This window comes from Streptacidiphilus sp. MAP12-20, from assembly GCF_041262525.1.
Classification (GTDB): domain Bacteria; phylum Actinomycetota; class Actinomycetes; order Streptomycetales; family Streptomycetaceae; genus Streptacidiphilus.
Genome location: NZ_JBGCCK010000011.1, coordinates 96,802 through 122,902, shown reverse-complemented (window position 1 = coordinate 122,902; position 26,101 = coordinate 96,802). Strand labels below are relative to the sequence as shown.

Sequence of the window (26,101 nt, the reverse complement as noted above, 5' to 3'; positions counted from 1 at the left end):
GCGCTCAGCCTGCCGAGGGCGCGTCCACCGCGGCGCGCGGCGGCGTGTACAGGTGCTCGCCCACCCGGCGGACCAAGCGGGCCATCTCGTAGGCGATCAGGCCGATGTCGGCGTCCGCGCCGGCGAAGACCGCGAGGCAGGTGCCGTCCCCCGCGGCGACGACGAAGAGGAAACCGCCGTCGAGTTCGACCATGGTCTGCCGGACCTCGCCCGCGTCGAAGTGGCGGCCGGTGCCCTTGGCGAGGCTGTGGAAGCCGGAGGCGACGGCGGCCAGGTGCTCGCCGTCCTCCCTGCTGAGCCCGGCCGAGACGCCGAGCGCCAGCCCGTCGCGGGAGAGCACGACGGCGTGGCGGACCTGGGCGACGCGGGACACCAGCTCGTCCAGCAACCAGTTCAGCTCACCGGTGTGGTTCATCGTCGCGGCCATCCGCGGCCTTCCTCTCGAAGTCTTCGAAGTCCTGATGCTGGTCCTGCTGCCGGTCCTGCTGCTGGTCCTGATGGATCTTCAGATGGCGCGCCGGGCCGTGGCCGCCCTGCCCGCCGCCGCGGCCTCGGGCCCAGCCGTCGCGCAAGGCCGACATCGTGGCCCTGGCCTGCTCCGGGCTGCGGTCCGGTGTCGCGGCCGCATCGCGGGACGACCGGATGCGTTCCTGTGGTGGGGCCTCCCGCAGTTGCACGGCGAGGCTGGCCTGGCGGACCCGGCGCGGGAGGTCGTCGGCGTTACGCCGCAGCGGCGTCGCGGAGCCGCGGTCCGGGTCCCTAACTGTGTCCGGGTCCGGGTCCGCGAAGGGTCCGGTGCCGAGGGGGGTCGGCGCGGCGTGTCCGGCCGCTGCTCCCGGTCCGTGCCCGACGACCCGGCGCGCCGGTCCGGAGGCCGCGGCGGGGCGGTCGTCGAGGTGGCGGAAGGGTCCGGCCGCGGCGCCCGCAGGCTGCTCCGCCGACGGCTCCGCGACCAGCGGCGGAACGGGACGCCCGGCGCCGTTGACCCCGACGCGTCCACTCGACACGATCCCCGTCGCGGTGGGCGAGGGCAGCGGCGGCAGGTCGAGCTCCGCATCGATCGGCGCGCGCTGGCGGGTGCGGCCAGTCTCCAGCAGTGCGGTCGGCAGCAGCACCACGGCCGTCGTGCCGCCGTAGGCGGAGGGCCGCAGCGAGACCCTGACGCCGTGGCGGCGGGCCAGGCGGCTGACGACGAAGAGGCCGAGCCGGTCGCTGTCGAAGAGGTCTGCCTGCTGGGCGTCGGCGATCCTGCGGTTGGCTTCCGCGACGGCCTCCTTGCCCATGCCGAGCCCACGGTCCTCGATCTCCACCGCGTAGCCGGCGCCGACCTGTTCACCGGTGACGACGACCTTGGTGTGCGGGGGCGAGAAGCCGGTCGCGTTCTCGACCAGCTCGGCGATCAGGTGGGTGAGGTCGGCGACCGCCGCGCCCACCACCGCGACGCCGGGCAGCCGACGGACGTCGACCCGCGAGTAGTCCTCGACCTCGGCGACCGCCGACCTGACCACGTCCAGCAGCGGCACCGGCTTGCGCCAGGCCCGGCCGGGCGCGGCGCCGGAGAGGATGATCAGACCCTCGGCGTGGCGGCGCATCCGGGTGGTGAGGTGGTCGAGCCGGAACAGGTCGTCCAGTTCGGCCGGGTCCTCGGTGCGGCGCTCCATCGCGTCGAGCAGGGTGAGCTGACGGTGCACCAGCACCTGGCTGCGGCGGGCGAGGTTGACGAAGACGCCGGAGACCCCGGAGAGCACCTCGGCACGCTCGACGGCGGCGGTGAGCGCGGCGCGCTGGACGGAGTTCAGCGCCTCGCCCACCTGGCCGATCTCGTCGTCGCCCGCCTCGACCACGGGTGCCTCGGCCTCGATGTCGATCTCCTCACCGGCGCGCAGCCGCCGCATCGCGGCCGGGAGCCGGCGGCCGGCCAGCTCGAGCGCGGAGTTGCGCAGCCCGACCAGTTCGACGACGAGGCTGCGGCCGATCCGCACCGAGATCAGCAGCGAGACGCAGACGGCGAGCAGGCCGAAGAGCACGGCGGCGCCGTTCTTGGTCAGCACCCCGAGGCTGTAGGGGTCGGCGTTCGCACCCGCGTCGGCGCCCGCGCCGGCCAGGACGGCGTCGAGTTGCTGCTGCACGCCGGCAGCTGTCGGCGTCCACTCGGCTCCGGCGGCCTGGACCGACCGGGTGCCTCCGCCGCCGGCGCGGATCGCGTTCTCCAACTGCGCCAGCGACTGCGCCTGCGGTCCGCCCGTCACCTGCTGGTAGGCGGCGCGGTCGGCGGTGCGCAGATCGGGTGCGGCGGACTGGGCCAGGGCGCGCTGGGCGTAGAGCGCCCCGGCGAACTCCTGGTACTGCTCCGGGCTCATCCGCCCGACCGCCTGCGCCGCCTGCACGGCCGCGTCCTCGCGAGCCAGCATCTCGCGTGCCTGGGACAGTTCGAGCACCACGCGGGCGTCGGAGGCGACGGCGCTGTTCTGCACGCCGGTGAGCGAGCCGACGATGCCGAAGCCGCTGTCGACCAGACCGGCGTAGCCGGTGGCGGCGGCGGACCAGTCGAGTTGGCGTCCCTCGACCCTGGCACGGAGCCCGTGCAGGCCGGCCGTGGCCGCGTTGAGCGCGTCGATCCGCGTGGAGAGGGTCGGGGAAAGGCCGGTGGCGGTGGACTCGCCGCGCAGGATGTTCTGGTTCATCGCCGCGACGGCCGCGTCCGTGGCGCGTGCCCTGGCGTCGAGCGCGTCCATCCGGGGCTGGTCGGGCGCGGCCAGGTAGGCGAGGGCGGCGGAGCGCTCGGCCTGGACGGCGTCGACGGTGGCGCCGACCGGCGCGAGCAGGGTCTGGTCGACCTGCTTGAGCCGGATCAGCGAGTCCACGGACTGGGCGGTGGTGACGGTCGCGAAGGCCCACAGCGCGATCAGCGAGACGACGGGCACCATGAGCAGGGAGACGATGCGCGCGCGGACCGTGCGTGGACGCAGCCGGAACGAGAGAGTCACCGGGCGGGCGGATCGGTAGCCGCCGCCGAGGCGTTCCTCGCTGGCGGGCGGACCGGCGTGGGCGGGGCGGGGCCGGTTCGTCGCCGTCCCTGCCGCGGGGCTGATGACGCCGGTGGTCGAGGTGGTCGTGCCGGCTCCTCCGCGTGGCGAGGACGAGGACGGGGACGTGGAGTTCGGGGCCGTCATGGCTGCACCGCCGGGAGGTGGCGCAGGCGTTCGGCCGTCGCGTTCTCGGCCCGTTCCTGCGCGGTGGGCGAGAGGGCGACGAACGCGGAGGTGAGGAAGAGGTACGAGCCGAGGCCGACCGCGAGCGGGAAGATGAACTGCATCAGCGTCGCTCCGTGCAGCGGGGCGACGGACGGCTGCACCTGCACCGTCACCGCGTACATCCCGGTGTAGTGCATCGAGCTGACGGCCAGTCCCATCACCAGCGCCGCGCCCGCCGCGGCGACGGGGCCGGCGATGTTCAGGCCGGCCCAGAGCGCCGCGGTGGCCGCGCCGATGGCGATCAGCACCGAGAGGGCGACGGTGGTCGGGTCGTAGCGCAGCGTGCCGTGCAGGTTGAGCGCCAGCATCCCGATGTAGTGCATGGCCGCGACGCCGAGGCCCGTCGTGGTCCCGCCCAGCAGCAGCGAACGGAACTTGTGCTTCCCGTAGCCGACGGCGAAGACGCCCAGTCCGACGAAGACCACCGCGCCCAGCAGGCTGACGACGGTGAGCGGCACGTTGTAGCGGATCTCCGTGCCGGTCACCGTGAAGCCGAGCATCCCGATGAAGTGCATGGTCCAGATGCCGGACCCGATCGCGGACGCGGCTGTCAGCAGCCAGTTGCGCTTGGCGCGCCCGGTCGCGGCGACCGCGCGTACCGTGCAGCGCAGCCCTAAGGCGGAGCCCAGGACGGCCATCAGATAGGACAGGATCGGCGTCAGCCAGCCGTATCCCAGCTCGGTCATGCTCCCCATGGCGCCCATGCAGCAGCCCCTCCGTACGCTCGTTGCGACACGGGGACGGACGCTACCCAGCGGATTCACCCGATTACGCGGACATGGGCAAAAGCCGCGCAAAGCGACGCAGGGTGTGCTGAACTAATGAGGCATATGCCTACCGAAGCGACGGCCGCTACTGGAGCACACCGACCGCACGGGCGATCACGAGCGCGAGCGTGAGCAGCGAGACCATCGACTGCGAGGCCATCAGCAGCTTCGCCCAGCGCGAGAGCGGCATGGTGTCGGTCGGGCTGAACGCGGTCGCGTTGGTGAAGGCCACATAGAGGTAGTCGACGTACTGCGGCTCCCAGTTGGGACGCGCGATCCCCTCCTGCTGCATCTGCGGGAAGAGGAAGTCCGGATGCTTGTGCGTGCCCATGGAGCGCAGGATGGGGCCGCCGCGGTCCCACTCCCAGTACCAGAGGCTGTAGGCGATGATGTTGGTCAGCCAGATCCCGGCGCCGGTCATCAGCAGCTGGACCGGGGTAATGCCGTGCGCGCCGTGGATCAGGTCGCGGACCAGCATCACAGCCGACCAGGCGTTGGCGAGGCTGACGGCGCCGGCGAGCAGCAGTCCCAGGATCCGGACGTTCCTGGCCGGCTTGTCGGGGATCCGCTGGTGCGGGTTGACGGCCACCAGCGCCACGATCAGCGCCAGTTCCAGCGCGGGGATCAGCCAGCGGGGATGAATGCTCAGGCTTTCCGGCAGAGTCAACTGAATAGCGATGGCGACGAGCAGCGCGGCTGTTACGGCCCAGCGCTGCTCGCCTTCGGTCCGTCGGAGCCACGCGGGCACGTTGGCGTCGTCGTCATCGGGGTCCTGCGCGGCAATCTCGTGATCAGTCACGGCGCACATTGTGCAGAGTCCTGGTATGAGCAGTCCAAGAGTCCCCGCCGCTGCGCCATACCCGCAGGTCAGCGTGTCACCAGGGCAGCGGATCAGCAGGTCAGCGGGTCAGCAGGTCAGGCGTCGACGCGGAACGGGTCGTGCTCGGTGAGCAGCTTGTCCAGGCGGGCCTGGTCGACGCGGCTGCTGTAGCGGGTCTCGTCCTGCCGATCACGGATGACCTTGGCCAGCGTGAAGGCGGAGGTGACGACGTAGAGGAGTCCGAGCGCCATGAAGGCGCGGATCCAGCCGTCGGCGTGGAGGTAGGCGATGCCCACGGCCATGGCGACGAGCGAGATGGCGAAGGAGATGACCGCCTGGGCGTAGTAGGCGCCGGTGGTCCCCTGTCTGACAGGTGGTGTGTTGGCCATGACCGCAGGATGGACCCGGGCCCGCCGCCGGGCATGAGTACGCGTACTCAATCCCTGCGGGCGCTCCGCAGGAGTCGCCCCGCGGGCGCTCTCGCTACGCTCGACCCGTGAACGACAGTCGCCCCGACCGGCCCCGCGAGTACCGCACCGAGGAACTGGCCCAGGCGGCCGGCATTCCGGTGCGCACCCTTCGCTTCTACCGGGAACGCCGGCTGCTCCCGCCGCCGCGCCGCGCGGGCCGGATCGCCTGGTACAGCGGAGCACACCTGGAACGTCTGCGGGTGATCGCGGACCTGCTGGAGCGCGGGCACACGCTCGGGGGCATCGCCGAGCTGCTCGCCGCCTGGGAGTCCGGCCAGGACGTCGCCGAGCTGCTCGGCCTGGAGGCGGCGATCGCGGCGCCCTGGTCACAGGAGACGCCGGTCCCGGTCACCCTCGACGAGCTGCGCGACGCCTTCCCCGGCGAGGTGGACGACGAGTCGCTGCACGCCTCGCTCGAACTCGGCTACCTGCGGATGGAGGGCGACCAGCTCACGCACGTCAGCCGCCGCCTCCTGGACGCCTCGGCCGCGCTCGTCGCCGAGGGCGTTCCGCTGGGCGCCGTGCTCGCCACCGCCCGTGGCGTCCGCGCCAGCGCGGACGCGCTCGCGGACCAGTTCGTGGAGCTCATCGCCGAGCAGTTGCTGGCCGGCCTCGAGGACCGGCTGACCCCGGGCGAACCCGCGCGCCTTGCCGACGCGCTGGACCGGCTGCGCGAGGTGGCCCGCACGGTGGTCGACGTGGAGTTCTCGCTGGCGATGGACCGCCGCGTGCAGCGCGAACTCAAGCGCCTGACGGCGACGATGCACGGCCGCTGAGACGCGTGCATCACCGTGTCCTGGGTGGCGGGCCGCCTACGTGGAGCCGATGAAGGCGGCCCGCCGCTCCCCCTGGGGTGGTGGTCGGCGGTTCAGGCGACGATGCGGCGCAGGCGTTCCGGGGTGGCCCCCGGGCGGACCTTGTGCAGGAAGGCACGCCGTAGCTGGTGGTACTCGTCGTCGGGGCCGTAGAAGTTGCGGTGCATCAGGGCCAGTTCCTCCGCGCGGTACCAGGCGAGCGGCCGTCGGCCCTGCGCGCGGCGGAGCGCGCCGCGTTTCGCCGCGAGACGGCGGGGCAGGCGTGCGTCGGCGGCGAGGGTCTCGGCGAGCTCGGCGACGTGGTCGGGGACGCGCTCAGGGGTGCAGCGCAGCACGCGGTCGACGAGGCCGAGCTCCAGCGCGCGCTCGGGCCCCAGCGGCAGCGCCTCGGTCGTCAGGCGCAGCGCCTGTTCCGGGCCGACGCGACGCGGGAGCGTGTAGGTCCAGTACTCCGAGCCGTGCAGGCCCATCAGCCGGTAGTGCGGGTTGAGCACCGCGCCCGCGCGGACCCAGACCTCGTCGGCGGCGAGCGCGAGCATCAGTCCGCCTGCTGCGGCGTTGCCGCCGAGCGCGGCGACGGTGAGCTTGTCGTCGGTGGTCAGGATCGCCTCGACGAGGTCGTCCATGGCGTTGATGTTGGCCCAGGACTCGCGGGCAGGGTCGGGCGCGGCCTCGATCGCGCCGAGGTGGATGCCGTGGGAGAAGACGTCCCGGTGTGCGCCGAGCACCAGCACCCGCGTCGGCCGGCTGCACGCGTACCGGTACGCGGAGAGCAGCCGGCGGCAGTCGCCGGTGCTCATCGCCCCGCCGGGATAGGAGAAGCGCAGCAGGCCGACGCTGCCGTGCTCGGCGTAGCGCACGGTGGCCCAGGTCTGCCGCTTGTGGTGCGGCCGCAGCCGGACGCCGACCTCGGGCACGCCGCGCAGCAGGCCCGCCGCTGCGAGCACGGTCGCGGCCGGGGCCTTCGCGGTCGGCGGCCCGCCGGGCGTGCGGCGCGGGCGGGCGGCGGTCAGCCAGACCGCGCCGTCGACGGTGGCCCGGCAGACCGCTCCGTCCCTGGTCGCCAGCAATGTGCCCGGCTCACCGCGCAGTTCGTCCTCGGGCTGGCCGCCGTGGAGGTAGTACTCCCGGCCGCCGAGCTCGTCCAGCAGGCCCGGGCTGGAATCGGCGGTCCGGAGCTTGCGGGCGACGGCGTCGGTGCCCTCCCCGCGCCAGTCGATCCGCCGCCGCTCCTGCCGGAAATACGGTCGCACGGTCCCTGGCAGCACAGTTCCAAGAGGTGCGGGACGCGGCCGGTACGCTCCGGAGGCGTAGCGCTCGACCGCGCGCAGCACGGCGGCTGACGCCGCGTCGGCCAGCTCGTTGCGGTACAGGTCGCTCTTGGCGATACCGCCGCCGTCGGCGTGCTCGGGGATGTCGAAGGCTTCGGCCGCCCAGATGTCCCCCGCGTCCATCTCGCCGACGGCCTGCAGCACGGTCACCCCCCAGCTGCGTCGGCCCTCGCTGAGCGCCCAGTCGAGGGAGGAGGGCCCCCGGTCTCCGGGCGGGCCCGGATGGACGATCAGGCAGACGTGCCGGGACCAGACGTCTTCCGGCACGGCACTGGTCAGCATCGGCGCGACGATCAGCTCGGGCCGATGCCGGCGTATCGCCTCGCGCAGCTCGGCGTCTCCGCGCGGCCCGCCGCCGAGGTCGAGGCTGACGGCGGTCCGGTGGCCCTGGTGGGCTAGTTCGACGGTGATGCGCTGGGTGAGACTGTTGAACGCGCTGGCGTGAACGAGGATGCGCATGGCTCCCTCCAGGAGGGTCGGCGTGCCTCGGCGGTGACCGGCGGCACGCGGCCTGCATATGCCGCCGTCCTTACCCGGGCCCCTAGGTCGACACGCGCCGACGATGCGGACGACTGGTTGCCTCTTCGCACGCGTGCCGCAACCCGCGCCCCCGCACGCCCCCGGCCTCCTCCTTGACGCGCCCTCAGCCCCCGCCGTACGCGCGCGTGTGCGCGCCGTGGACACCCTCGGCACGGTGGGGTCGCATCCGGCTCGAGGCGGGACGGAAGCGGAAGCGGGGCTTTTCGGGCCAGCACCTAAATGCTTGGCATGGACAGGTCGCAGACGATGGAATGTCGTTCGGCAAGCCGGATCGACGGTTCCACCACTGTTCGCCACAGGGCGCGCAGTCACTGACGGTTCATCAAGGAGCGGGCAACCATGAGCAAGATTGTCAAGTCCATGTCCATTGCTGCGATCGCCGCCGGCACGCTCGTCGGCGCGGTCGCGCTGGGCGGCACGGCCTCCGCGGCAGCCTCGCACCCGGCCAGGGCGCACGCGCCGGTCAGGGTGCACGCGCCGGTCAGGGTGCAGGGGCCGGTCACCGTGTCCAAGACGCTACCCGCACACACCCACCTGAAGTCCTTCCACAGGATCGGTGGCATCCAGCCGATGCACGTCTCGAGCGTCGACAGCACCTGGTACAACTCCGTGGAGTGGGGGGAGAACGTCGCGATCGACTGGGGTCAGGACGGCGCGGTGACGACCTGCTCCGACGGGAGCACGAAGTACGGCCCGCTCATCGGCCCCGGCTACTGGCAGTTCGGTGGCAACTGCTACGGCAACGGCTACCTCACCGGTTTCGGCATCTACGGCAACTGACCCCACCGGCCCGTAGGGCAGAAACACGAGGACACCCACCGCGCGCCCGTTCCGGGGCCGCGGTGGGTGTCCTTGTGTCGACAGCGGTTCCAGACGGATCAGCGCAGCGGGTACGCCCCCGGGCGGAACTTGCCGAGGAAGCGTTCGGCGATCGTCGTGCTCCAGGGCAGCACCAGTTCGTGCAGGCGGCGGGTGCCGTCCTGGCCCAGGGTCTGCCAGGGCGCGAGGGCGAGGCGGTCCGTCAGGTCCTCGATCTCCTCCCGGATCTCCCGCGCACGGAGCGTCAGGCCGCCGTCCTCCGTGAGCAGGTGGCAGCCGTGGAGGCGCCGCTCCGCCGCCTCCCACTCCGCGTCGCTCCAACCGCGGCGCGGCTGGATGCTGGCGCGGCGCTCGTGGCCCGCCGCCACCGCGTTGACCAGGACCTCGACCGCGTCCAGGCCGGAGGCCAGCAGTGCGGCGTTGTGTCCGTCGCCGCGCCACTCGCGCAGCGTCGTCACCGCCTGCCAGAGCCGCAGGTGCGGGGCGTCGGGCAACGGCAGCGCCGCGTTCGCCGCGCCCAGCGGGCGGCCCGCGGCCGTGCACGCGCCGACGGCGGTCGCCGCGAGCTCCGCTGCCTCGGCGATCTCCGCGGAGCCGACGACGGACGCGCCCAGGCACTCCCGCAGGGCCGCGTCCACGGCCTCCAGGCGCAGGGCCAGCAGCTTGTCAGGGCCGCCTGCGGCCCGGACCTCCGCCATCTTTCCGGCGATCATGCCGGGCTCGAAGTGGAAGAAGATCGCCTCCACCAGGCCCTCGGACGCGGCACCCAGCGGCGCCGAGCGTCCGGCGAAGTAGGCCGCCCAGGGGTCGAGGCCGGCCTCGGCGAAGACGCCGACGGCCGCCGGGCTGAAAACGATCAGCGCGTAATAGGGGTCGAGGCCGTCACGCATGGCGCGCGCGGCGCGCAGGTCGAACGGTCGAGTCGTCGTCACGGCGACAGCCTAGGGGAAGAGGTTGACTAACTAAACCTTTCTTGCCTAAAGTTTCCTGAGATAGTTCAGGTACTCAAGTATCCACAGCCTGAAGTACCGCACCCGAACCATCTGAGATCCGAACCATCCCGAAGCAAGCCGAAGGGCCCAGCTCCATGAGCACCTCCCTGTCCGCGAGCGCCGTCGCGCCGACCGCCCGACGCGGCAGCAGCTCCCTGATCCTCGCCCTGGGCCTCGCGGCGATGGTCGTCTCCATGGCCCAGACCCAGGTCGTCCCGATCCTGTCGCTGCTCGCCCACGACCTGCACGCCAGCAGCGCCGGCGTCAGCTGGGTGACCACAGCCACTCTGCTCTCCGCTGCCGTCTTCACCCCGCTGCTGGGCCGCGTCGGCGACCAGTACGGCAAGAAGAAGACCCTCGTCGCCGTGCTCGCCGTCATGGTCGCGGGCTCGCTGCTCGCCGCGACGACGACCTCGCTGACCCTGCTGATCATCGGCCGGGTGCTGCAGGGCTCGGCCACCGCGATCTTCCCGCTGGCCCTGTCGATCATCCGCGACCAGGTCCCGCACGAGAAGCTGCACGGCGCGATGGCGCTGGTCAGCAGCACCCTCGCCTTCGGTTCCGGCCTGTCGCTGGTGATCACCGGGCTGCTCACCCAGGGCAGCGACCCGAACTACCACTCGGTGTTCTGGGTCTCGACCGGCCTCTCCCTGGTCGCGCTGATCGCCGCCGTCTTCCTGGTCCCGGACAAGGGCCACGCCACCGGCGGGCGGATCGACTTCCTCGGCGCGCTGGCCCTGGCCGGCGTCCTGGTCCTGCTGCTGCTCGCGATCTCCCAGGGCCACACCTGGGGCTGGTCCTCCCACGCCACGCTGGGCTGCTTCGCCGGCTCGGCCGTGATGGCCGTCGTCTGGGTGCTGGTCGAGCTGAAGGTCGCGGCGCCGCTGGTCGACATGCGGATGTTCGTGCACCGGCAGGTCGCGATGACCAACCTGGCCGGACTCTTCGTCGGGTTCGCCTCCTTCGCGCAGTTCATCGGCATCTCCTACCTGGTCCAGATGCCGCGCCAGCTCACCGGCTACGGCTTCACCGCCTCGGTGCTGCGCGCCTCGGTCGAGTATCTGCTGCCCAGCTCGCTGATCGCACTGGTCGCGGCGCCGATCGGCGGCATCCTGGTCCGCCGGATCAGCGCCCGCGCCACGCTCGCGCTAGGCGCGCTCATCGGCGCGGCCGGCTTCGCCTGGCTGGCCTTCGCCCACGGCAGCAGCACCGGCGTGATCCTGGCCGGACTGCTCACCGGCACCTCGATCGCCTTCGGCTACGCGTCCATGCCCGCCCTGATCGCGGCCAGCGTGCCGCTTCAGCAGACCGGCATCGCGAACGGCATCAACTCCATCTCGCGGTCGGTCGGCAGCTCGATCGCCTCGGCGGTCGTCACGTCGCTGCTGGCGTCGAAGCTGATCCAGGGGCTGCCGGCGGGCGTCCCGCCGCTGCCGCAGCAGAGCCAGTTCACGCTGAGCTTCGTGATCGGCATGGCCGCACTGCTGCTGACCGTGCCGGTCGCGCTGATCGGCCTGAGCAAGCACCACAAGCCGCTGACCGCCCCGATCGCGGCAGGCGCGGCGGGCTCGGCGGTCACCCCCGCCGACAGCACGGCGGACGCGGACGCGGCGGAGGCGGCGCCCGCAGTGGAGGCGCTCTCCAAGAGCTGACCGCGAGCCGGACTCCCGGTCCGCGACAGCCCTTCACGCCCGCCCGGACCCCGGTGTTCCGCACCGGAGTCCGGGCGGGCGTGTCCTTACCTCACCCCGTATCGGTGATGTGGCCACGACATTCCTTCGTCCGCCCCTTACTGAACGATCATCCGATGAGTAGCCTCTCCCCCGTGTCAGCAATCCCAGAGGTCCCCACAGCCATCGGGAGCTTCGCCACGATCTGGAGCCGTGCGCTCTACCCCGCCACGCGCCGCGAACTGACGCGAGATCAGCTCACCATGCTGCTCACGCCGCTCGCCGAGCAGCTTCGCGACGCCCTGCACCAGGACCGCTTCGACCCCCGACCGGCCCGCACCGTTGGCTCTGAGCTGGTGCGTTGCCACTCCGACGAGCCTGACGCGCTGGCCCAGACCCTCGGCGTCATGGACGCCTACCTGATCCTCTACTTCCCCCCGCCCGAACCACTGTCCGGGCCGATCGCCCGCGCCCGCTCGGCGCGACTCCAGCACGCCGTGGCGGCCGGCTTCGCGGAGGCACTACGCGAGAAGTGACGGGCGACAAATGACGGGCGACAAGTGACGGGCGCCGAGTAACGGCAGGCGGGGTCGCGGCAGACGGCGGAGCACGGCAGTCCGGTCGGGTGCTGTCAGTGGCAGGCGTTACTGTCGGGGGCTATGCGCATTTTGCACACCTCGGACTGGCATCTGGGCAGGTCGCTCCACCGGGAGAACCTGCTCCCCGCCCAGCGTGCCTTCCTCGACCACCTGGTGCGCACGGTCGAGGAGGAGCGCGTGGACGCCGTGCTCGTCGCCGGCGACGTCTACGACCGCGCGGTGCCGAGTCTCGGCGCGGTCGAGCTCTTCGACGAGGTGCTGCACAAGTTGGCCGCGCTGGCCGTCCCTGTCGTGCTGATCAGCGGCAACCACGACAGCGCGCAGCGGCTCGGCATCGGCGCCGGGCTGATCGCGCGCGCGGGCGTGCATCTGCGCACGGATCCGGACGCGGTCGCGGAGCCGGTCCTGCTGGCCGACGAGCACGGCGAGGTCGCGGTCTACGGGCTTCCGTATCTGGAGCCGTCACTGGTGCGCGCGCGGGTCGGCGCGGACCAGGTCAGCCACGTGGCCGTGCTGGGCGCGGCGATGGACGCCGTGCGCGCGGATCTCGCGGAGCGCCGCGCGGCCTCCGAGGGCGGAGCGCTGCGGTCGGTCGTGCTCGCGCACGCCTTCGTCGTCGGCGGCGAGGCGAGCGACAGCGAGCGGGACATCGCGGTCGGCGGCGTGCCGAGCGTCCCTGCCGCCGTCTTCGACGGGGTCGACTACGCGGCCCTCGGGCATCTGCACGGCTGCCAGACGATCGCCGAACGCGTCCGCTACAGCGGCTCACCGCTGGCCTACTCCTTCTCCGAGGCGGACCACCGCAAGTCGATGTGGCTCGTCGCTCTCGGCCCCGCCGGTGAGCTGACGGCCGCCCGGATCGACTGCCCGGTCCCGCGCCGGCTGGTCCGGCTCCGGGGCGAGCTCGCCGAGCTGCTCTCCTCGCCCGCCTACGACACGGCGGAGGACTGCTGGGTGCAGGCCACGCTGACGGACGCGGCCCGTCCGGTGCAGGCGATGGAGCAGCTGCGTCGCCGCTTCCCGCACACACTCCAGCTCTCCTTCGAGCCGGAGGGCCGGGAGGAGGACAGCCTCGCCTCCTACGGCGAACGGGTCCGCGGACGCGACGACGGCGCGGTCGCACTCGGCTTCGTCCGGCACGTGCGGGGCGCGGCGGCGTCGACGGCGGAGTCCGCACTGCTGGTCGCAGCGGTCGAGGCGGCGGCGTTGACGGCGGCGTCGGCAGCGGGGGGCGAGGGCTGATGCGGCTGCACCGGCTCACGGTCACGGCGTTCGGTCCGTTCGCCGGGCAGGAGGTGGTCGATTTCGACGCCCTCGCGGCGGGGGGCCTCTTCCTGCTCTCCGGGCCCACGGGCGCGGGCAAGACCAGCGTCCTGGACGCCGTCTGCTTCGCCCTCTACGGCTCGGTTCCCGGCAGCCGCGGCCGCGCCCGCAGCCTGCGCAGCGACCACGCGGACGCGCAGCTGCTCACCGAGGTCGAGCTGGAACTCACCCTCGGCGGCCGCCGGTTGCTGATCGTGCGCCGCCCGGAACAGCGCCGCCCCAAGCGTCGCGGCGAGGGCAGCACGCTCGAGAAGGCCCAGACGCTGCTCAGCGAGTGGTCGGCGGACTCCGACGAGTGGCGCGCGCGCAGCGGCTCGCACCAGGAGATCGGCGCGGAGCTGCACGAACTGATCGGCATGAGCCGTGACCAGTTCACCCAGGTCGTACTGCTGCCCCAGGGCGATTTCGCCCGCTTCCTCCAGGCCGGCGCGCAGGAGCGACGCGAGCTGCTCGGGCGGCTCTTCGACACGCGGCGCTTCAGCGAGGTGGAGGCCTGGCTGACGGAGCATCGGCAGCGCTGTGAGAAGGAGGCCCAGGCCGTTCAGGCGGACATCGGCGCCTGGGTGGAGCGCCTGCGCGAGGCGGCGGGCGAGGACCAGGCCGCGGCCGGCGAGGCACTCGACGCGCTGCGCGCGGGCCAGTCCCGCGCGAGCGCGAGGGACGCGATGGATGCGAGGGATGCGAGGGATGCGACGGCTGCGACGGCTGCGACGGCGGAGAGCCGCGTGCCCGTCTCCCCCGGCTCCCGGCCGCAGGGCTCATGGCACGCGCTCGGCGTCAACGGAACGCCAGCGACGGCGACGGCGGCCCGACCCGCGACCCAGCAGGAGGCTCGGCCAGAAGCTCGGCCGGAAGCTCGCCCGGCCACTGGTGCAGAGGCAGGCCCGGACCACGACGGCAACGGGTGGGACGGGGCCGTGCCCGGGACGCCGGACGGCTGGGCGGCCGAGCCGTCGTGGGAGACGCCCACGGACGGCGGGTCGGCGCTGGTCTGGGCAGCGATACTGCGCGAGCGCGCGGCGCTGCGGCGTGAGGTCGCCGAGATCCGCGCCGCCCTTGCCGACGAGCGCCACGTGCAGGCGGCCGAGCACGCACGGGCGGTCGCGGGTCTGTTCGAGCGGCGGCAGCGCCACCGCCGCGCGGTCGAGACCGTCGCCGCGCTGGCCGCGCAGGAGCCGATGCAGCAGGAGCGTCGGCTCCGCCTGGCCCGCGCGGAACGCGCGGCCACAGTCGCCCCGCTGCTGCGGCAACTGACGGAGGCCCAGCGGGCCCGCTCCCAGGCACGCGCCGCACGCCAGCACGCGGTCACGGCCCTGCCCCCGGAACGTCGCCCCGCCGACACCCTGCCACTGAGCCCGGACGACACCAACCCGGCCCCGGGCTCCGCGGCGCTCCGCGCTGCGCAAGGTCCGGCGCAAGGTCCAGGCGACGGCCTACCGCCGCTGAGCCCGAACGGGACCACCCCGGCCCCGGGCTCGGCGGGGGCGCCGACCCTCGACCCGGCAGCAACACCGCTCCGCGCACAGGCGGCAACCACCCACGCCGGGCCCGGCCCTGGCGCAGGTCCGGGAGGCGCTGATCCTCGTCGTCTCCCCGCGGGTGCGGGCCCAGTCACAGTCGTCCCCTCGTCCGGCGACTTTCGCGCGGCCGAGCGCGAGGTGCTGGGCCGGGTCGGCGAGCTGCGGACGCTGCTCGACGCGGAGCGGCGCTTCGACGCCGTCCTGCGCGAGCAGACGCAGCAGGAGCGTCGGCGGGCCGCCGCCGAGGAGGAGCGGGACGACGCCGCGGCCTGGCTCGACGTCGAGTGGCCGGTGCTCAGGTCCCGTGCACAGCAGGCCGCCGAGGTCGCGCGGGGCGCGGCCGCGCGGCGGGAGGCGCTGGCCGAACGGCTGCGCGCCGCCGAGGAGCGCGACACGGCCGGGCAGCGGCGGGACGCGCTGGAGGCCAGGCTCGCCTACGCCCGCGAAACCCACCTCGCGCTGCGCGCCCGCGCCGCCGACGCGCACGAGGCCTGGCTGGAGCTCAAGCAGCGCCGCATCGAGGGCATGGCCGCCGAGCTCGCGGCCCAGCTGGCCGCCGGCACGCCCTGCGCGGTCTGCGGTGCGACGGAGCATCCGCGTCCCGCCGAGGCCGCGCCCGACCAGGTCACCCCGGAGGCGGAACGCGCCGCCGAGGCCCGCTACCGCGAGGCGGAGCGCCGCGCCGGGGCCGCCGAGGGGGAACTGGGCCCGCTGGCGGCCGAGTTCGCCGCAGCCGCGGCCCTCGCGGGCAGCCACGCGCTCGCGGATCTGCGGCGCGAGGCGGAGACGCTGCGCGCCGCGCACGCGGAGGCAGAGCGCGCCGAAGCGGCGGGCGTGACGGCCGTCCGGCAGCTCGACCAGTTGGAACGCGAGCACGAGCGGCGCAGTGTCGCCGCGGCGGACGCACGCACGCGGGCCGGGGCGAGCGAGGAGGCGCTGGCGCGCCTGGCAGCCGAAGGCGACTCCCTTGACGCCCGGCTGGCCGAAGCGCGCGCCGGGGCGCCTTCCGTCGCTGCCCGCCTCGCCGTGCTGTCGGCCGAGGCCGACGCGCTGGGCCGCGCGGCGGACGCCGTCCGCGCGGAGCAGGCGGCTGCGGAGGCCGAAGCGGCGGCCCGCGCAGCGGCCGAGCGCGAGTGCGAGGTGGCCGGCTTCACCGACCTCGCCGACGCCGCGTCGGCCGCGCTCACCGCGGCCGAGACGCAGTCGCTCCGCGCTGCGGCCGAGCAGTACGCGTCCGCCCTCGATCGCGCCCGCGTTGAGGTCGAGGACGAAGAGCTCGCCGCCGCGGCCGCGTTGCCGCCGGTCGACCCGGCCTCCGCCCGCGCGGCGGCCGAGGCGGCGGAGCGAGTCTGGCTGGCCGCGCACTCGGCCCGCGACTCCGCCTCCCGCCGGGTCACGGACCTCGCCCGCCTCGGCGAGCACCTCACCGGTGACGTTCACCGGCTCCGTCCCTACGCGGAGAAGCTGGCCACGGCGACGGAACTCGCCCAGCTCGTGGCCGGCACCAGCCGCAGCAACGAACTGCGCATGTCGCTGGAGAACTACGTCCTCGCGGCCCGCCTGGAACAGGTCGCCGCCTCGGCGGCTCTGCGCCTCTCGGCGATGTCCCACGGCCGCTACACGCTCGAGCACACGGACGCACGCGCCCGTGGCAACACCCGTTCCGGGCTGGGCCTTCAGGTCCTGGACGCGTGGACGGGCCAGTACCGCGACACGTCGACGCTCTCCGGCGGCGAGAGCTTCTTCGCCTCGCTCGCGCTCGCGCTGGGGCTGGCGGACGTGGTGACGGACGAGGCGGGCGGCATGCCGCTGGACACCCTGTTCGTCGACGAGGGCTTCGGTTCACTGGACGCGGACGCGCTGGAGGAGGTCATGTCCGTCCTCGACTCCCTCCGCGAGCGCGACCGCGCGGTCGGCATCGTCAGTCACGTCGGAGAGCTGCGCGATCGTGTCCCGAACCAGCTCCACGTCCGCAAGGGCCGTTCCGGCTCGAGGCTGAGCCAGACCGCGACGTAGCATCCTGGTACGAAGCTCTCCCCGTTGCGTATCGTCGTGCGCCGACGGGGAGTTCGGCAGGACGGGGGCGGGGGCCTTGGACGGGACCGAGATCGCGATAGTCGTTGTCGCCGGCGGGTATGCCGTGAACAGTGTGATCGACAGGTTCCGCCGCCTCTCGAAGGAGCGCCGCGAGGAGCAGCAACGCGCCCTCGCCGGCCCTGAGCCCATCTGCGGCTGCGGGCACCACCTCGCCTACCACGACCTCCACGACGGCCGCTGCTACGCCGAGGTCAAGCGGAACAAGTCGGACGGCGACCCCGAGGACCGCCCCAAGGACACGCCCCGCGAACAGTGCCGCTGCCGCCGCTACGCCGGCCCGGAACCCCTGGCCACCCTCTACGCTCCGCAACTCACCAGCTCGACGGCCACGACAGGCTCTGACAGCGAGTTGCCGCCCGGTCCATGACGTCGCGCGGCGCGGCTACGCGGGGCGGAGGTCCCCGGTGAGGCGCGTCGCCGTGCGGGCGGCCTGGTCGAAGGGGGCGAGCGAGCCGGAGGCGCGGCAGAGGACGTGGGCGCCTTCGAGCAGGGTGAGCAGCGTCGTGGCCAGGTCCGCCGCTTCGGACGGGGCGAGGCCGGCGAGGGTGAGGCGGGTGGTGAGAGCCTCGGTCCAGGAGACGAAGGCGGTTGCCGCGACCTCCCGCAGGGCGGTGTTCTCCGCGGACTCCCCCGAAGCGACGGTGACCGCCGCCACCGCACAGCCGCCACCGGAGGCCGAGGCCGCGACGACGGGGCGCACCAGGGCAAGGAAGGCCTCGACGACGGCCTGTGGGCTGTCGGTCGGCAGCGCGTCCAAGCGATCGCGGACATCGAGACCGTTACGGGCCGCCGCCTCGGCGACCAACTGGGCCTTGCCGCCGGGAAAGTGATGGTAGATCGCGCCACGGGCGGCGCCGCTCTCCTTCAGGATCTCGGTGAACGACATCCCGGCGACGCCGCGCTGCTGCAGCGCGGCGACGGTCGCCTCGATCATCCGCCCCCGAGTGTCGCCCGCCATGCGGCTCCCTTCGATGCCCTGCCGGACCTTGACTAGTACGGCCATCCTAGCGGAGGCTGGAGCCAGCCAGCTAGGACGTACGTACTAGCTACGAACCCGAGGGGACTCCCATGCCCATCACCGTCACCGCCCCGCGCGACGTGCTCACCGCTGCCGGAGAGCGTGCGATCCTGCCGCAGCTCACGGACGCGCTCATCGAGGTCAGCGGCCTCAAGGGCAACGCCTTCTTCGCGTCCGTCGTCGGCGGCAGCGTGCACCTGCTCGCACCCGAGAACATCTACGCCGGCGGCGAGAACCGCCCGCTGGTCATGGTGGAGCTCAAGCTCCCGCACCTCGGCCTGGGCACGATCGAGGCGCGTGCCGCCTTCGTCGCCGCCGCGACCGACATCGTCGACGCGCTGACCGTTCCCGGCCACCGCAGGGAGGACACCTGGGTCAACATCCTCAACGCCCCCGACGGAGCCTGGGGCATCGGCGGCCGGGCCTACACCGATGCGGACCTGGTAGCGGCCATCACGGCGGGCGCCGAGGCATAGCCACGCAGGCTCACTCGCCCGTCGTGTCATAGGGGCGCGAGCGGCCGGTCACCGTCAGCGTGATCGCGTAGAGCGAGGTCGAGGCGGTGATGAAGAGGCGGTTGCGCTTCGGGCCGCCGAAGGTGACGTGGGAGGCGGACTCCGGGGTGAGGATGCGGCCCAGGAGCGTGCCGTCCGGGTCGTAGCAGCGCACGCCGGCGCCGACAGCGAGCCAGATCCGACCGTCGGTGTCAATGTCCAGGCTGTCGAAGTGGACGCGCGGCACGGCGTCCGCGGAGGCGAACACCTCGCCCGAGCCGAGCGTGCCGTCGTCCTTGACGTCGAACGCGAGCAGGTGGTTCGCGCCGGAATCGGCGACGTAGAGGCGGCTTCCGTCCGGCGCGAAGCCGATCCCGGTGGGCTGGGTGAAGCCGTCCGCCATGACGGCACACTCGCCCGACACCGGCTCGAGCCGGTAGAGGTTGCGGACGCCGAGTTCGCTCTCGGCCTGGACGCCCTCGTAGTCGCTCTTGATCCCGTAGGTCGGGTCGGTGAACCAGATCGCGCCATCGTCGGCGATCACCAGGTCGTTCGGGCTGTTGAGCCGCTTGCCCCGATAGCGCTCGGCGAGCACGGTGACGGAGCCGTCGTGCTCGGTGCGGGTGATCCGGCGGGCGCCCTGCTCGCAGCTGACGAGGCGCCCGGCGGCGTCCAGCGCATGGCCGTTGGGGTGACCGGCGGGGCTGCGGAAGACGCCGACGGCGCCGGTCGTCTCGTCCCAGCGCAGGATCCGGTCGTTGGGTATGTCGCTCCAGAGCAGGTACCGTCCGGCGGGAACGTAGACCGGCCCCTCCGCCCAGCGGGATCCCTCATGGAGCTGTTCGAGCCTCATGTCGCCCTTGAAGCGGAATCGGGGGTCGAGGACCTCACACGGATCGGGGTAGAGCGGTTCCATGACAGCGAACCTCCAACAGCAGCGCATTGACTGAATGACATCTTGCTGAGCTCGATGAGTACAGAACCAGATATGCTGATCATGCGCAATAACCGAACCATCGGAGGGTGACATGCATGGATGACATCGACCGCGGACTTCTCGCCCTGCTGCTGGCGGACGCCACACAGTCCTACGCGGCACTCGGCAAGGCCGTCGGCCTCTCCGCCGGCGCGGCGCACGAGCGGGTCCGCAAGCTGCGCGAGCGCGGGGTGATCCGCCGAACCACGATCGAGGTCGACCCGGCCGCGCTCGGGCTCGGCGTGCTGGCGCACGTGCTGGTCGACTCCAACGCCTGGATGGGCGACCCGCCCACCAAGGAGGCCCTGCTGGCACTCCCCGCGGTCGAGGAGGCCCACATCGTCGCCGGCCCCGCCTCGCTCCTGCTCAAGGTCCGCACCGCCCGCACGGAGGAGTTGCAGAGCGTGCTGCGGCAGATCCACGCCGTCGAGGGAGTGACCAGCACCTCGACGGTCGTCGTCCTGGAAACCTTCTTCGACCGCCCGCCCAACCCGGCCGCCTCGACCCTTGCCGCCGAGGCGGACTGACTCAGCACGGGATGGGTGGCGAGGGGTTCTCGGCCTCTGGGACGAAGACGCTAGGGGATTTTGCGCGGCGCCGGCGTGAGGCATGGTGGACGGCGTGACCAGTACCGAGGAGAACACCCCATGGTGGCGCAGCGCCGTCATCTACCAGGTCTATCCGCGCAGTTTCGCCGACGGGAACGGGGACGGGACCGGTGACATCGCCGGGCTTCGGGCCAGGCTCGGGCATCTGGCCGGGCTCGGCGTGGACGCGCTGTGGCTGTCGCCGTGGTACGTCTCGCCGTTGGCCGACGGCGGCTACGACGTCGCTGACTACCGGGACGTCGATCCCGCCTTCGGGACGCTGGACGAGGCCGCCGCACTGATCGGGGACGCGCATGCGCTGGGGCTGCGGGTCATCGTCGATCTCGTGCCCAACCACTGTTCCGAACAGCACCCGTGGTTCCAGGCCGCGCTCACCGCCGGGCCCGGCGCGCCGGAGCGGGAGCTGTTCCACTTCCGGGCCGGACGCGGCCCGCAGGGCGAACTGCCGCCCAACGACTGGCAGTCGCACTTCGGCGGACCCGCCTGGCAGCAGACCGCCGACGGAGCCTGGTACCTGCACATGTTCGCGCCCGAGCAGCCGGACTGGAACTGGGAGCACCCGGAGGTGCGGGCGGAGTTCCTCTCCGTCCTCCGCTTCTGGCTGGACCTGGGCGTCGACGGCTTCCGGATCGACGTGACGGACCATCTCGTCAAGGAGGACGGCCTGCCCGACACGGCCGGCCACCACCACACACCCCACCCGTGGCGGGACCAGGAGGGCGTGCACGACATCTACCGCTCCTGGCGGGCGCTGCTCGACGAGTACACCGGCGAGCGCACCTTCGTCGCGGAGCTGTGGGAGGAGGACCCGCAGCGCTTCGCCCGCTACCTCCGCGCCGACGAGCTGCACACGGCCTTCAACTTCCCGCTGCTGCGCTCCCCCTGGGACGCGGACGCGCTCCGCTCGGTCATCGACGCGACGCTCGCCGCGCACGCGCTGGTCGGCGCGCCCGCGACCTGGGTGCTGTCCAACCACGACACCACCCGGCACGTCACCCGGTACGGCCGCGCCGACACCTCCTACGACTTCGACCGCGCGGCGCGGCACGGACTGCCGGTCGACCTCCCCCTCGGCACCCGCCGGGCCCGCGCCGCAGCGCTGCTGACGCTGGCGCTGCCGGGCAGCACGTACGTGTACCAGGGCGACGAGCTCGGGCTGTGGGAGGTCGAGGACATCCCCGACCACCTGCGCCAGGATCCGACCTGGCTGCGCAGCGGCGGCGTCGACCGGGGGCGGGATGGCTGCCGGGTGCCGCTGCCCTGGGCCGGGGCCGAGCAGCCCTTCGGGTTCAGCCCGGAGCGGGCGTCCGCCGCGCCCTGGCTGGACGTGCAGCCGGACGCGTGGCAGGCGCTGAGCGTGGCCGCGCAGAGCGGGGACCCGGATTCGCACCTGGAGTTCTATCGGGCCGCGCTGCGACTCCGCCGCCAGGAGGGCGGCCTCGGCGACGGGCCGATGGACTGGCAGGACGGCGTCGTCGCCCCTGCCGTGCTGGACTTCACCCGTCCGGGCAGCTTCCGCTGCGTCGTCAATCTGAGCGCCGCGCCCGTCCCGCTGCCGCCGCACGAGGCGGTGCTGCTGGCCAGCGAGCCGCTCGCCGACGGCAAGCTGCCGTCGGACGCGGCGGTCTGGCTGCGTGCCGCCGGGGAGGGATAGCGGCCGCCGCGCAATGAGGCCCCTACCGCACGGGGGGACGGGAGGGGCCTCTGCATTCATCCTATGAGCTGTTGGACCGTCAACCTGCCAAATCGGCACCAGGGATCAATGAGCCATCGATCGCTGGCAAAGTTGACGGTCCCACCCATGTCCGCCGGGCGGCCCGGCTACTTCGCCAGGCCCGCGCGGCGCAGCGCGTCGGCCATGGCGCTGTTGGCCAGGCTGCCGCCACCGTCACGCGGCGCGGGGGTCCGCCGGTCACCGCGCTGCGGCCGCCCGCCTCCCTGGCTCTGGCCCTGGGTCTGGTTCTGTGCCTGTCCCTGCCTCTGGCGCTGGCCCTCGCCCTGACCCTGCCCCTGCCCCTGCCCCTGCCCCTGCGGACGCTCGCGACGCGGACCGCGCTCGCCACGTTCACCCCGCTCGCCCCGATCGCTGCGGCCGCCGCCACCGCCGCCGCCCGCCTGGGCCTCGTCGTCCAGACGCAGCGTCAGCGAGATGCGCTTGCGCGGGATGTCCACCTCCAGCACCTTCACCCGGACGATGTCGCCGGACTTCACCACCTCGCGCGGGTCCTTGACGAAATTCTTGGACAGCGCCGAGACGTGGACCAGGCCGTCCTGGTGGACACCGATGTCGACGAAGGCGCCGAACGCGGCCACGTTCGTGACCGTGCCCTCGAGGATCATGCCGGGGGTGAGGTCGCCCAGCTTCTCGACGCCCTCCTTGAACTCCGCGGTGCGGAAGGCCGGACGCGGGTCGCGGCCGGGCTTCTCCAGCTCGCCGAGGATGTCGACCACCGTCGGCACGCCGAAGGTGTCGTCGGCGAATTCGGACGGCCGCAGCGTGCGCAGCTTCGCGCCGTCGCCGATCAGCGCCTTCAGGTCGCCGCCGGTGGCCGCCAGGATCCGGCGGACGACCGGATAGGCCTCCGGGTGGACGCCGGAGGCGTCCAGCGGGTCCTCGCCCCCGGGGACGCGCAGGAAGCCCGCGCACTGCTCGAAAGCCTTCGGACCGAGCCGCGCCACGCCCTTGAGCTCCTTGCGGCTGCGGAAGGGGCCGTTGGCGTCGCGGTGCGCGACGATGTTGTCGGCCAGGCCCGCACCGATGCCGGAGACGCGGGTCAGCAGCGGCGCGGAGGCCGTGTTGACGTCGACGCCGACGCCGTTCACACAGTCCTCGACCACCGCGTCGAGCGAGCGCGACAGCTTGGTCTCGGAGATGTCGTGCTGGTACTGGCCGACGCCGATCGACTTGGGGTCGATCTTCACGAGCTCGGCCAGCGGGTCCTGCAGTCGGCGCGCGATCGAGACGGCGCCGCGGATGGAGACGTTGAGCTCCGGCAGTTCCTGCGAGGCGTAGGCGGAGGCGGAGTAGACCGAGGCCCCGGCCTCCGAGACGACGGCCTTGGTGAGCTTCAGCTCCGGGTGACGCTTGATCAGGTCCAGCGCCAGCTTGTCCGTCTCGCGGGAGGCGGTGCCGTTGCCGATGGCGATCAGGTCGACCTGGTGCGCGGCGCAGAGCTTGGCCAGGGTCGCGATCGACTGATCCCACTTGTTGGCGGGCACGTGCGGGTGGATCGTGTCGTGCGCGACGACCTTGCCGGTCGCGTCGACGACCGCGACCTTGACACCTGTGCGGAAGCCCGGGTCCAGGCCCAGGGTGGCACGGGTGCCGGCGGGGGCGGCGAGCAGAAGGTCGCGCAGGTTGGCGGCGAAGACGCGAACCGCCTCGTCCTCGGCCTCGGTGCGCAGCCGCAGCCGCAGGTCGATGCCGAGGTGGACCTGGATCCGGGTGCGCCAGGCCCAGCGGACGGTGTCCAGCAGCCACTTGTCGGCCGGGCGGCCGCGCTCGGCGATCTCGAAGCGGTTGGCGATCCTGGCCTCGTAGCCGCCGGGGGCCTCCGCGTCGGCCTCGTCGGCGTAGGGCTCCATCGTCAGTTCGAGCACGTCCTCCTTCTCGCCGCGCAGCATGGCCAGCACGCGGTGGGAGGGGAGCTTGACGTAGGGCTCGGCGAAGTCGAAGTAGTCGGCGAACTTCGCGCCGTCCTGCTCCTTGCCGTCGCGGACCTTCGCGGCGAGGCGGCCCCGTCCCCACATGCGCTCGCGCAGCTCGCCGATCAGGTCGGCGTCCTCGCCGAAGCGCTCGACCAGGATGGAGCGGGCGCCATCGAGCGCGGCGGCGGCGTCGGCGACATTCTCGCCCAGGAATCCGGCGGCCTCGGTCTGCGGGTCGCGCGTCGGGTCGGCGAGCAGGACGTCGGCGAGCGGCTCGAGGCCGTTCTCGCGGGCGATCTGGGCCTTGGTCCGGCGCTTGGGCTTGTAGGGGAGGTAGATGTCCTCCAGCCGGGCCTTGGAGTCGGCGGCGCGGATCTGCGCCTCGAGGGCCTCGTCGAGCTTGCCCTGGCTGCGGATGGACTCCAGGATCGCGGCGCGGCGCTCCTCCAGCTCGCGCAGGTAGCGCAGGCGCTCCTCCAGGGTGCGCAGCTGGGCGTCGTCGAGGGAGTCCGTGGCCTCCTTGCGGTACCGGGCGATGAAGGGGACGGTCGCCCCTCCGTCGAGCAGCTCCACGGCGGACTGCACCTGTGCAGGACGGACGCCGAGCTCCTCGGCGATGGTCTGCTGAATCGACAGGGTCACTCTTGGTTACCGCTCTCTCGCTGGGGACTTCCCCCAGCATTCTGTCCCGGTCGGGACGGAGAGGAAAACCACCCCGCCGCCGGGCGGGTCGCGGCAATCCACTCGCCCCGGCCGTCACGGCTTGGAATGATCGGATGATGCAGATCCGCGAGGCCACCGACGCCGACTGGGCGTCCATCCGGCCGTTCCTCCAGGAGATCGTCGCCGCCGGCGAGACCTACACCTACCCGCGCGACCTCGACGAGCCGACGGCCCGCGCGATGTGGATGCTCAGCGCCCCCAGCCGCACGGTCGTCGCGGTGGACGACGACGGCGCAACGGTGCTGGGCACGGCGAAGATGAACCCGAACCACATGGGCGGCGCCTCGCACATCGCGAGCGCGAGCTTCATGGTCGACCCCGCCCACGCGGGCAAGGGCGTGGGCCGGGCACTCGGCGAGTACGTCCTGGACTGGGCCCGCGCCGAGGGCTACCGGGCGATGCAGTTCAACGCGGTGGTGGAGAGCAACGTGCGGGCCGTGGCGCTGTGGCAGTCGCTCGGCTTCGAGATCATGACGACGCTGCCCGAGGGCTTCCTGCACCCGACGCTCGGCTATGTCGGGCTGCACATCATGTGGCGAAAGCTGTAGTTGCACTGCCCAGGGGCGCGAGGCTCTGCTCGATGAACTGCGTGCGCGAGAAACCACCGGCGTGCGGATGGCCCTGCGCGTTCGGGGCTCTACCTGCGTGGGTGGCTTGCCGCGCACGCAGTGAATCAAGCAGAGCCCCGCGCCCCCAGGAGAGCGCAACCGGCCGTCCGTGCGTCAGCTCAGCGCGGGACGACGGCGAGTTGGCGGGACTGGGCGACGAGGCGGTCGGTGGAGTCCCAGACCTCGCAGTCCTCCTCCAGGAAGCCGCCGGCCAGGTTGCGCGTCGAGTGCACGATCCGCAGCCAGCCGGGCGCGGGAACCGCGCGGACGTGGACGGTGAGTTCGACGGTCGGGGTCCAGCCGTAGAGGCCGAGGTCGAAGGTGACCGGGGGGAGCGCGTCGACGGCGAAGAGGAGCATGAGCGGGTCGGGCTCGCGGCCGTCGGCCAGGCGGAGCCAGCCCTGGATGCGGCCCTCGCCGGAGGGCTTGCCGAGGGCCCAGCCTACGGAGGCCGGGTCGAGGCGCAGGTCGAGGCGGCGCAGCAGGTTCGCCGAGGCGAGGAACTCCGGCGGGGCCAACTCCGTGCTGATGCACTCCTCGACCGGCGGCAGCTGCGGCGGCTTCGCGCTGGTGCGGACGTCCTCGTCGGCGAGGCTCAGGTCGCCGTACGCGGCCAGCACGCGCAGCCGCTCCACGCTGCGGCCGTCCTCGGTCGTCTGCAGCAGGGAGGCGCTGCCGGTGGAGAGGGTGCGCCCGGTGCGGACCGTGTCCACCCGGAGCTCGGCCGGGCCGGAGCGGGAGGCGGAGAGGTAGTAGCCGCTGATCGAGATGGGGTACGGGTGCCCGGCCGCCTCGCCGAGGTGCTCGGACAGGGCGCGGCCGGCGAGCGCGAGCAGCAGGCCACCGTTGATGCCGCCGCCGATCTGCCAGCCCGCGTCGAGCTCGGCGTCGAAGACCCCGGAGGTGCCCTGGCGACGGACCACGGCGGTGCCACGGTCGAACTCCGAGGCCGAACTGGTTCCGGTCACGCTGCCACTCCCTGCCGAAGCACACGCACGTTCTAAAAAGT

General features: G+C 72.9%; 22 protein-coding genes. 11 read left to right on the top strand and 11 right to left on the bottom strand.

Going from position 1 to position 26,101, the window contains the following annotated elements:
* Nucleotides 1-4 precede the first annotated feature (4 nt).
* The 5 genes from ABIA32_RS17130 to ABIA32_RS17110 all read right to left on the bottom strand — a co-directional run bounded on the left by ABIA32_RS17130 (nucleotide 5) and on the right by ABIA32_RS17110 (nucleotide 5,230).
* A complete protein-coding gene (locus ABIA32_RS17130; RefSeq protein WP_370095947.1) occupies nucleotides 5-427 on the bottom strand; it encodes a roadblock/LC7 domain-containing protein in 423 nt (140 codons plus the stop codon).
* Nucleotides 399-3,173 (bottom strand): nitrate- and nitrite sensing domain-containing protein, encoded by a 2,775-nt coding sequence (locus ABIA32_RS17125; RefSeq protein ID WP_370095945.1) that lies wholly within the window; start codon nucleotides 3,171-3,173, stop codon nucleotides 399-401. Before ABIA32_RS17125 ends, ABIA32_RS17130 begins: the two co-directional genes overlap by 29 nt.
* On the bottom strand, nucleotides 3,170-3,949 hold the full coding sequence (locus ABIA32_RS17120) for an MHYT domain-containing protein (RefSeq protein WP_370096175.1): 780 nt from the start codon (nucleotides 3,947-3,949) through the stop codon (nucleotides 3,170-3,172). The genes ABIA32_RS17125 and ABIA32_RS17120 overlap by 4 nt, the downstream gene beginning before the upstream one ends.
* A gap of 157 nt (nucleotides 3,950-4,106) precedes the next feature.
* On the bottom strand, nucleotides 4,107-4,820 hold the full coding sequence (locus ABIA32_RS17115) for a hypothetical protein (RefSeq protein ID WP_370095943.1): 714 nt from the start codon (nucleotides 4,818-4,820) through the stop codon (nucleotides 4,107-4,109).
* A 116-nt stretch (nucleotides 4,821-4,936) separates the two neighbouring features.
* A complete protein-coding gene (locus ABIA32_RS17110) occupies nucleotides 4,937-5,230 on the bottom strand; it encodes a YiaA/YiaB family inner membrane protein (RefSeq protein WP_370095941.1) in 294 nt (97 codons plus the stop codon).
* 107 nt (nucleotides 5,231-5,337) lie between these two features.
* Between ABIA32_RS17110 and ABIA32_RS17105 the strand changes: the two genes are divergently transcribed.
* A complete protein-coding gene (locus ABIA32_RS17105; RefSeq protein WP_370095939.1) occupies nucleotides 5,338-6,087 on the top strand; it encodes a MerR family transcriptional regulator in 750 nt (249 codons plus the stop codon).
* 92 nt (nucleotides 6,088-6,179) lie between these two features.
* On the opposite strand, the gene ABIA32_RS17100 is transcribed toward ABIA32_RS17105, so the two are convergent.
* Nucleotides 6,180-7,916, bottom strand: coding sequence for an enoyl-CoA hydratase-related protein (locus ABIA32_RS17100; RefSeq protein WP_370095937.1), 1,737 nt, complete (start codon nucleotides 7,914-7,916; stop codon nucleotides 6,180-6,182).
* A gap of 420 nt (nucleotides 7,917-8,336) precedes the next feature.
* Here ABIA32_RS17100 and ABIA32_RS17095 point away from each other — a divergent pair, with 420 nt between their 5' ends.
* A complete protein-coding gene (locus ABIA32_RS17095; RefSeq protein WP_370095935.1) occupies nucleotides 8,337-8,777 on the top strand; it encodes a hypothetical protein in 441 nt (146 codons plus the stop codon).
* A 98-nt stretch (nucleotides 8,778-8,875) separates the two neighbouring features.
* On the opposite strand, the gene ABIA32_RS17090 is transcribed toward ABIA32_RS17095, so the two are convergent.
* Nucleotides 8,876-9,748 (bottom strand): hypothetical protein, encoded by an 873-nt coding sequence (locus ABIA32_RS17090; protein ID WP_370095933.1) that lies wholly within the window; start codon nucleotides 9,746-9,748, stop codon nucleotides 8,876-8,878.
* A 155-nt stretch (nucleotides 9,749-9,903) separates the two neighbouring features.
* On the opposite strand from ABIA32_RS17090, the gene ABIA32_RS17085 reads away from it, so the two are divergent.
* The 5 genes from ABIA32_RS17085 (at nucleotide 9,904) to ABIA32_RS17065 (ending at nucleotide 17,384) form a co-directional block, all read left to right on the top strand.
* Nucleotides 9,904-11,460: an MFS transporter gene (locus ABIA32_RS17085; protein WP_370095931.1), complete on the top strand. Its 1,557-nt coding sequence runs from the start codon at nucleotides 9,904-9,906 to the stop codon at nucleotides 11,458-11,460.
* 173 nt (nucleotides 11,461-11,633) lie between these two features.
* Nucleotides 11,634-12,014, top strand: coding sequence for a hypothetical protein (locus ABIA32_RS17080; protein WP_370095929.1), 381 nt, complete (start codon nucleotides 11,634-11,636; stop codon nucleotides 12,012-12,014).
* A 123-nt stretch (nucleotides 12,015-12,137) separates the two neighbouring features.
* Entirely contained in the window at nucleotides 12,138-13,319 is a 1,182-nt protein-coding gene (locus ABIA32_RS17075) for an exonuclease SbcCD subunit D (RefSeq protein ID WP_370095927.1), read from the top strand.
* Nucleotides 13,319-16,936 carry an AAA family ATPase gene (locus ABIA32_RS17070; protein ID WP_370095925.1) on the top strand — a complete coding sequence of 1,206 codons (3,618 nt, stop codon included), beginning with the start codon at nucleotides 13,319-13,321 and terminating at the stop codon, nucleotides 16,934-16,936. Before ABIA32_RS17075 ends, ABIA32_RS17070 begins: the two co-directional genes overlap by 1 nt.
* A 133-nt stretch (nucleotides 16,937-17,069) precedes the next feature.
* A complete protein-coding gene (locus tag ABIA32_RS17065) occupies nucleotides 17,070-17,384 on the top strand; it encodes a hypothetical protein (protein WP_370095923.1) in 315 nt (104 codons plus the stop codon).
* 15 nt (nucleotides 17,385-17,399) lie between these two features.
* On the opposite strand, the gene ABIA32_RS17060 is transcribed toward ABIA32_RS17065, so the two are convergent.
* Nucleotides 17,400-18,020 (bottom strand): TetR/AcrR family transcriptional regulator, encoded by a 621-nt coding sequence (locus ABIA32_RS17060; RefSeq protein ID WP_370095921.1) that lies wholly within the window; start codon nucleotides 18,018-18,020, stop codon nucleotides 17,400-17,402.
* Nucleotides 18,021-18,085: 65 nt separating this feature from the next.
* Between ABIA32_RS17060 and ABIA32_RS17055 the strand changes: the two genes are divergently transcribed.
* Nucleotides 18,086-18,511, top strand: coding sequence for a hypothetical protein (locus ABIA32_RS17055; RefSeq protein WP_370095919.1), 426 nt, complete (start codon nucleotides 18,086-18,088; stop codon nucleotides 18,509-18,511).
* A gap of 10 nt (nucleotides 18,512-18,521) precedes the next feature.
* Here ABIA32_RS17055 and ABIA32_RS17050 read toward each other — a convergent pair whose 3' ends face one another.
* Complete coding sequence (locus tag ABIA32_RS17050) at nucleotides 18,522-19,445, bottom strand: SMP-30/gluconolactonase/LRE family protein (RefSeq protein ID WP_370095917.1); 924 nt, start codon at nucleotides 19,443-19,445, stop codon at nucleotides 18,522-18,524.
* 116 nt (nucleotides 19,446-19,561) lie between these two features.
* Here ABIA32_RS17050 and ABIA32_RS17045 point away from each other — a divergent pair, with 116 nt between their 5' ends.
* Complete coding sequence (locus ABIA32_RS17045; protein WP_370095915.1) at nucleotides 19,562-20,032, top strand: Lrp/AsnC family transcriptional regulator; 471 nt, start codon at nucleotides 19,562-19,564, stop codon at nucleotides 20,030-20,032.
* 94 nt (nucleotides 20,033-20,126) lie between these two features.
* On the top strand, nucleotides 20,127-21,767 hold the full coding sequence (locus ABIA32_RS17040) for a glycoside hydrolase family 13 protein (protein ID WP_370095913.1): 1,641 nt from the start codon (nucleotides 20,127-20,129) through the stop codon (nucleotides 21,765-21,767).
* A 167-nt stretch (nucleotides 21,768-21,934) separates the two neighbouring features.
* Here ABIA32_RS17040 and ABIA32_RS17035 read toward each other — a convergent pair whose 3' ends face one another.
* The gene (locus tag ABIA32_RS17035; RefSeq protein WP_370095911.1) at nucleotides 21,935-24,403 is read right to left on the bottom strand and encodes a Tex family protein; all 2,469 of its coding nucleotides are present in this window, start codon (nucleotides 24,401-24,403) and stop codon (nucleotides 21,935-21,937) included.
* A gap of 137 nt (nucleotides 24,404-24,540) precedes the next feature.
* Here ABIA32_RS17035 and ABIA32_RS17030 point away from each other — a divergent pair, with 137 nt between their 5' ends.
* A complete protein-coding gene (locus ABIA32_RS17030; RefSeq protein ID WP_370096173.1) occupies nucleotides 24,541-25,032 on the top strand; it encodes an N-acetyltransferase family protein in 492 nt (163 codons plus the stop codon).
* Between the two features lie 179 nt (nucleotides 25,033-25,211).
* Here the strand turns inward: ABIA32_RS17030 and ABIA32_RS17025 are convergent, their stop codons facing one another.
* Nucleotides 25,212-26,060, bottom strand: coding sequence for a thioesterase family protein (locus ABIA32_RS17025; protein ID WP_370095909.1), 849 nt, complete (start codon nucleotides 26,058-26,060; stop codon nucleotides 25,212-25,214).
* Nucleotides 26,061-26,101 lie beyond the last annotated feature (41 nt).

Coding starts and splice junctions, on each gene's coding strand:
- ABIA32_RS17050 (WP_370095917.1), bottom strand. CDS start 19,445: ATGGAACCGCTCTACCCCGATCCGTGTGAGGTCCTCGACCCCCGATTC.
- ABIA32_RS17070 (WP_370095925.1), top strand. CDS start 13,319: ATGCGGCTGCACCGGCTCACGGTCACGGCGTTCGGTCCGTTCGCCGGG.
- ABIA32_RS17095 (WP_370095935.1), top strand. CDS start 8,337: ATGAGCAAGATTGTCAAGTCCATGTCCATTGCTGCGATCGCCGCCGGC.
- ABIA32_RS17120 (WP_370096175.1), bottom strand. CDS start 3,949: ATGGGGAGCATGACCGAGCTGGGATACGGCTGGCTGACGCCGATCCTG.
- ABIA32_RS17130 (WP_370095947.1), bottom strand. CDS start 427: ATGGCCGCGACGATGAACCACACCGGTGAGCTGAACTGGTTGCTGGAC.
- ABIA32_RS17060 (WP_370095921.1), bottom strand. CDS start 18,020: ATGGCCGTACTAGTCAAGGTCCGGCAGGGCATCGAAGGGAGCCGCATG.
- ABIA32_RS17125 (WP_370095945.1), bottom strand. CDS start 3,173: ATGACGGCCCCGAACTCCACGTCCCCGTCCTCGTCCTCGCCACGCGGA.
- ABIA32_RS17075 (WP_370095927.1), top strand. CDS start 12,138: ATGCGCATTTTGCACACCTCGGACTGGCATCTGGGCAGGTCGCTCCAC.
- ABIA32_RS17045 (WP_370095915.1), top strand. CDS start 19,562: ATGGATGACATCGACCGCGGACTTCTCGCCCTGCTGCTGGCGGACGCC.
- ABIA32_RS17100 (WP_370095937.1), bottom strand. CDS start 7,916: ATGCGCATCCTCGTTCACGCCAGCGCGTTCAACAGTCTCACCCAGCGC.
- ABIA32_RS17030 (WP_370096173.1), top strand. CDS start 24,541: ATGCAGATCCGCGAGGCCACCGACGCCGACTGGGCGTCCATCCGGCCG.
- ABIA32_RS17055 (WP_370095919.1), top strand. CDS start 18,086: ATGCCCATCACCGTCACCGCCCCGCGCGACGTGCTCACCGCTGCCGGA.
- ABIA32_RS17085 (WP_370095931.1), top strand. CDS start 9,904: ATGAGCACCTCCCTGTCCGCGAGCGCCGTCGCGCCGACCGCCCGACGC.
- ABIA32_RS17110 (WP_370095941.1), bottom strand. CDS start 5,230: ATGGCCAACACACCACCTGTCAGACAGGGGACCACCGGCGCCTACTAC.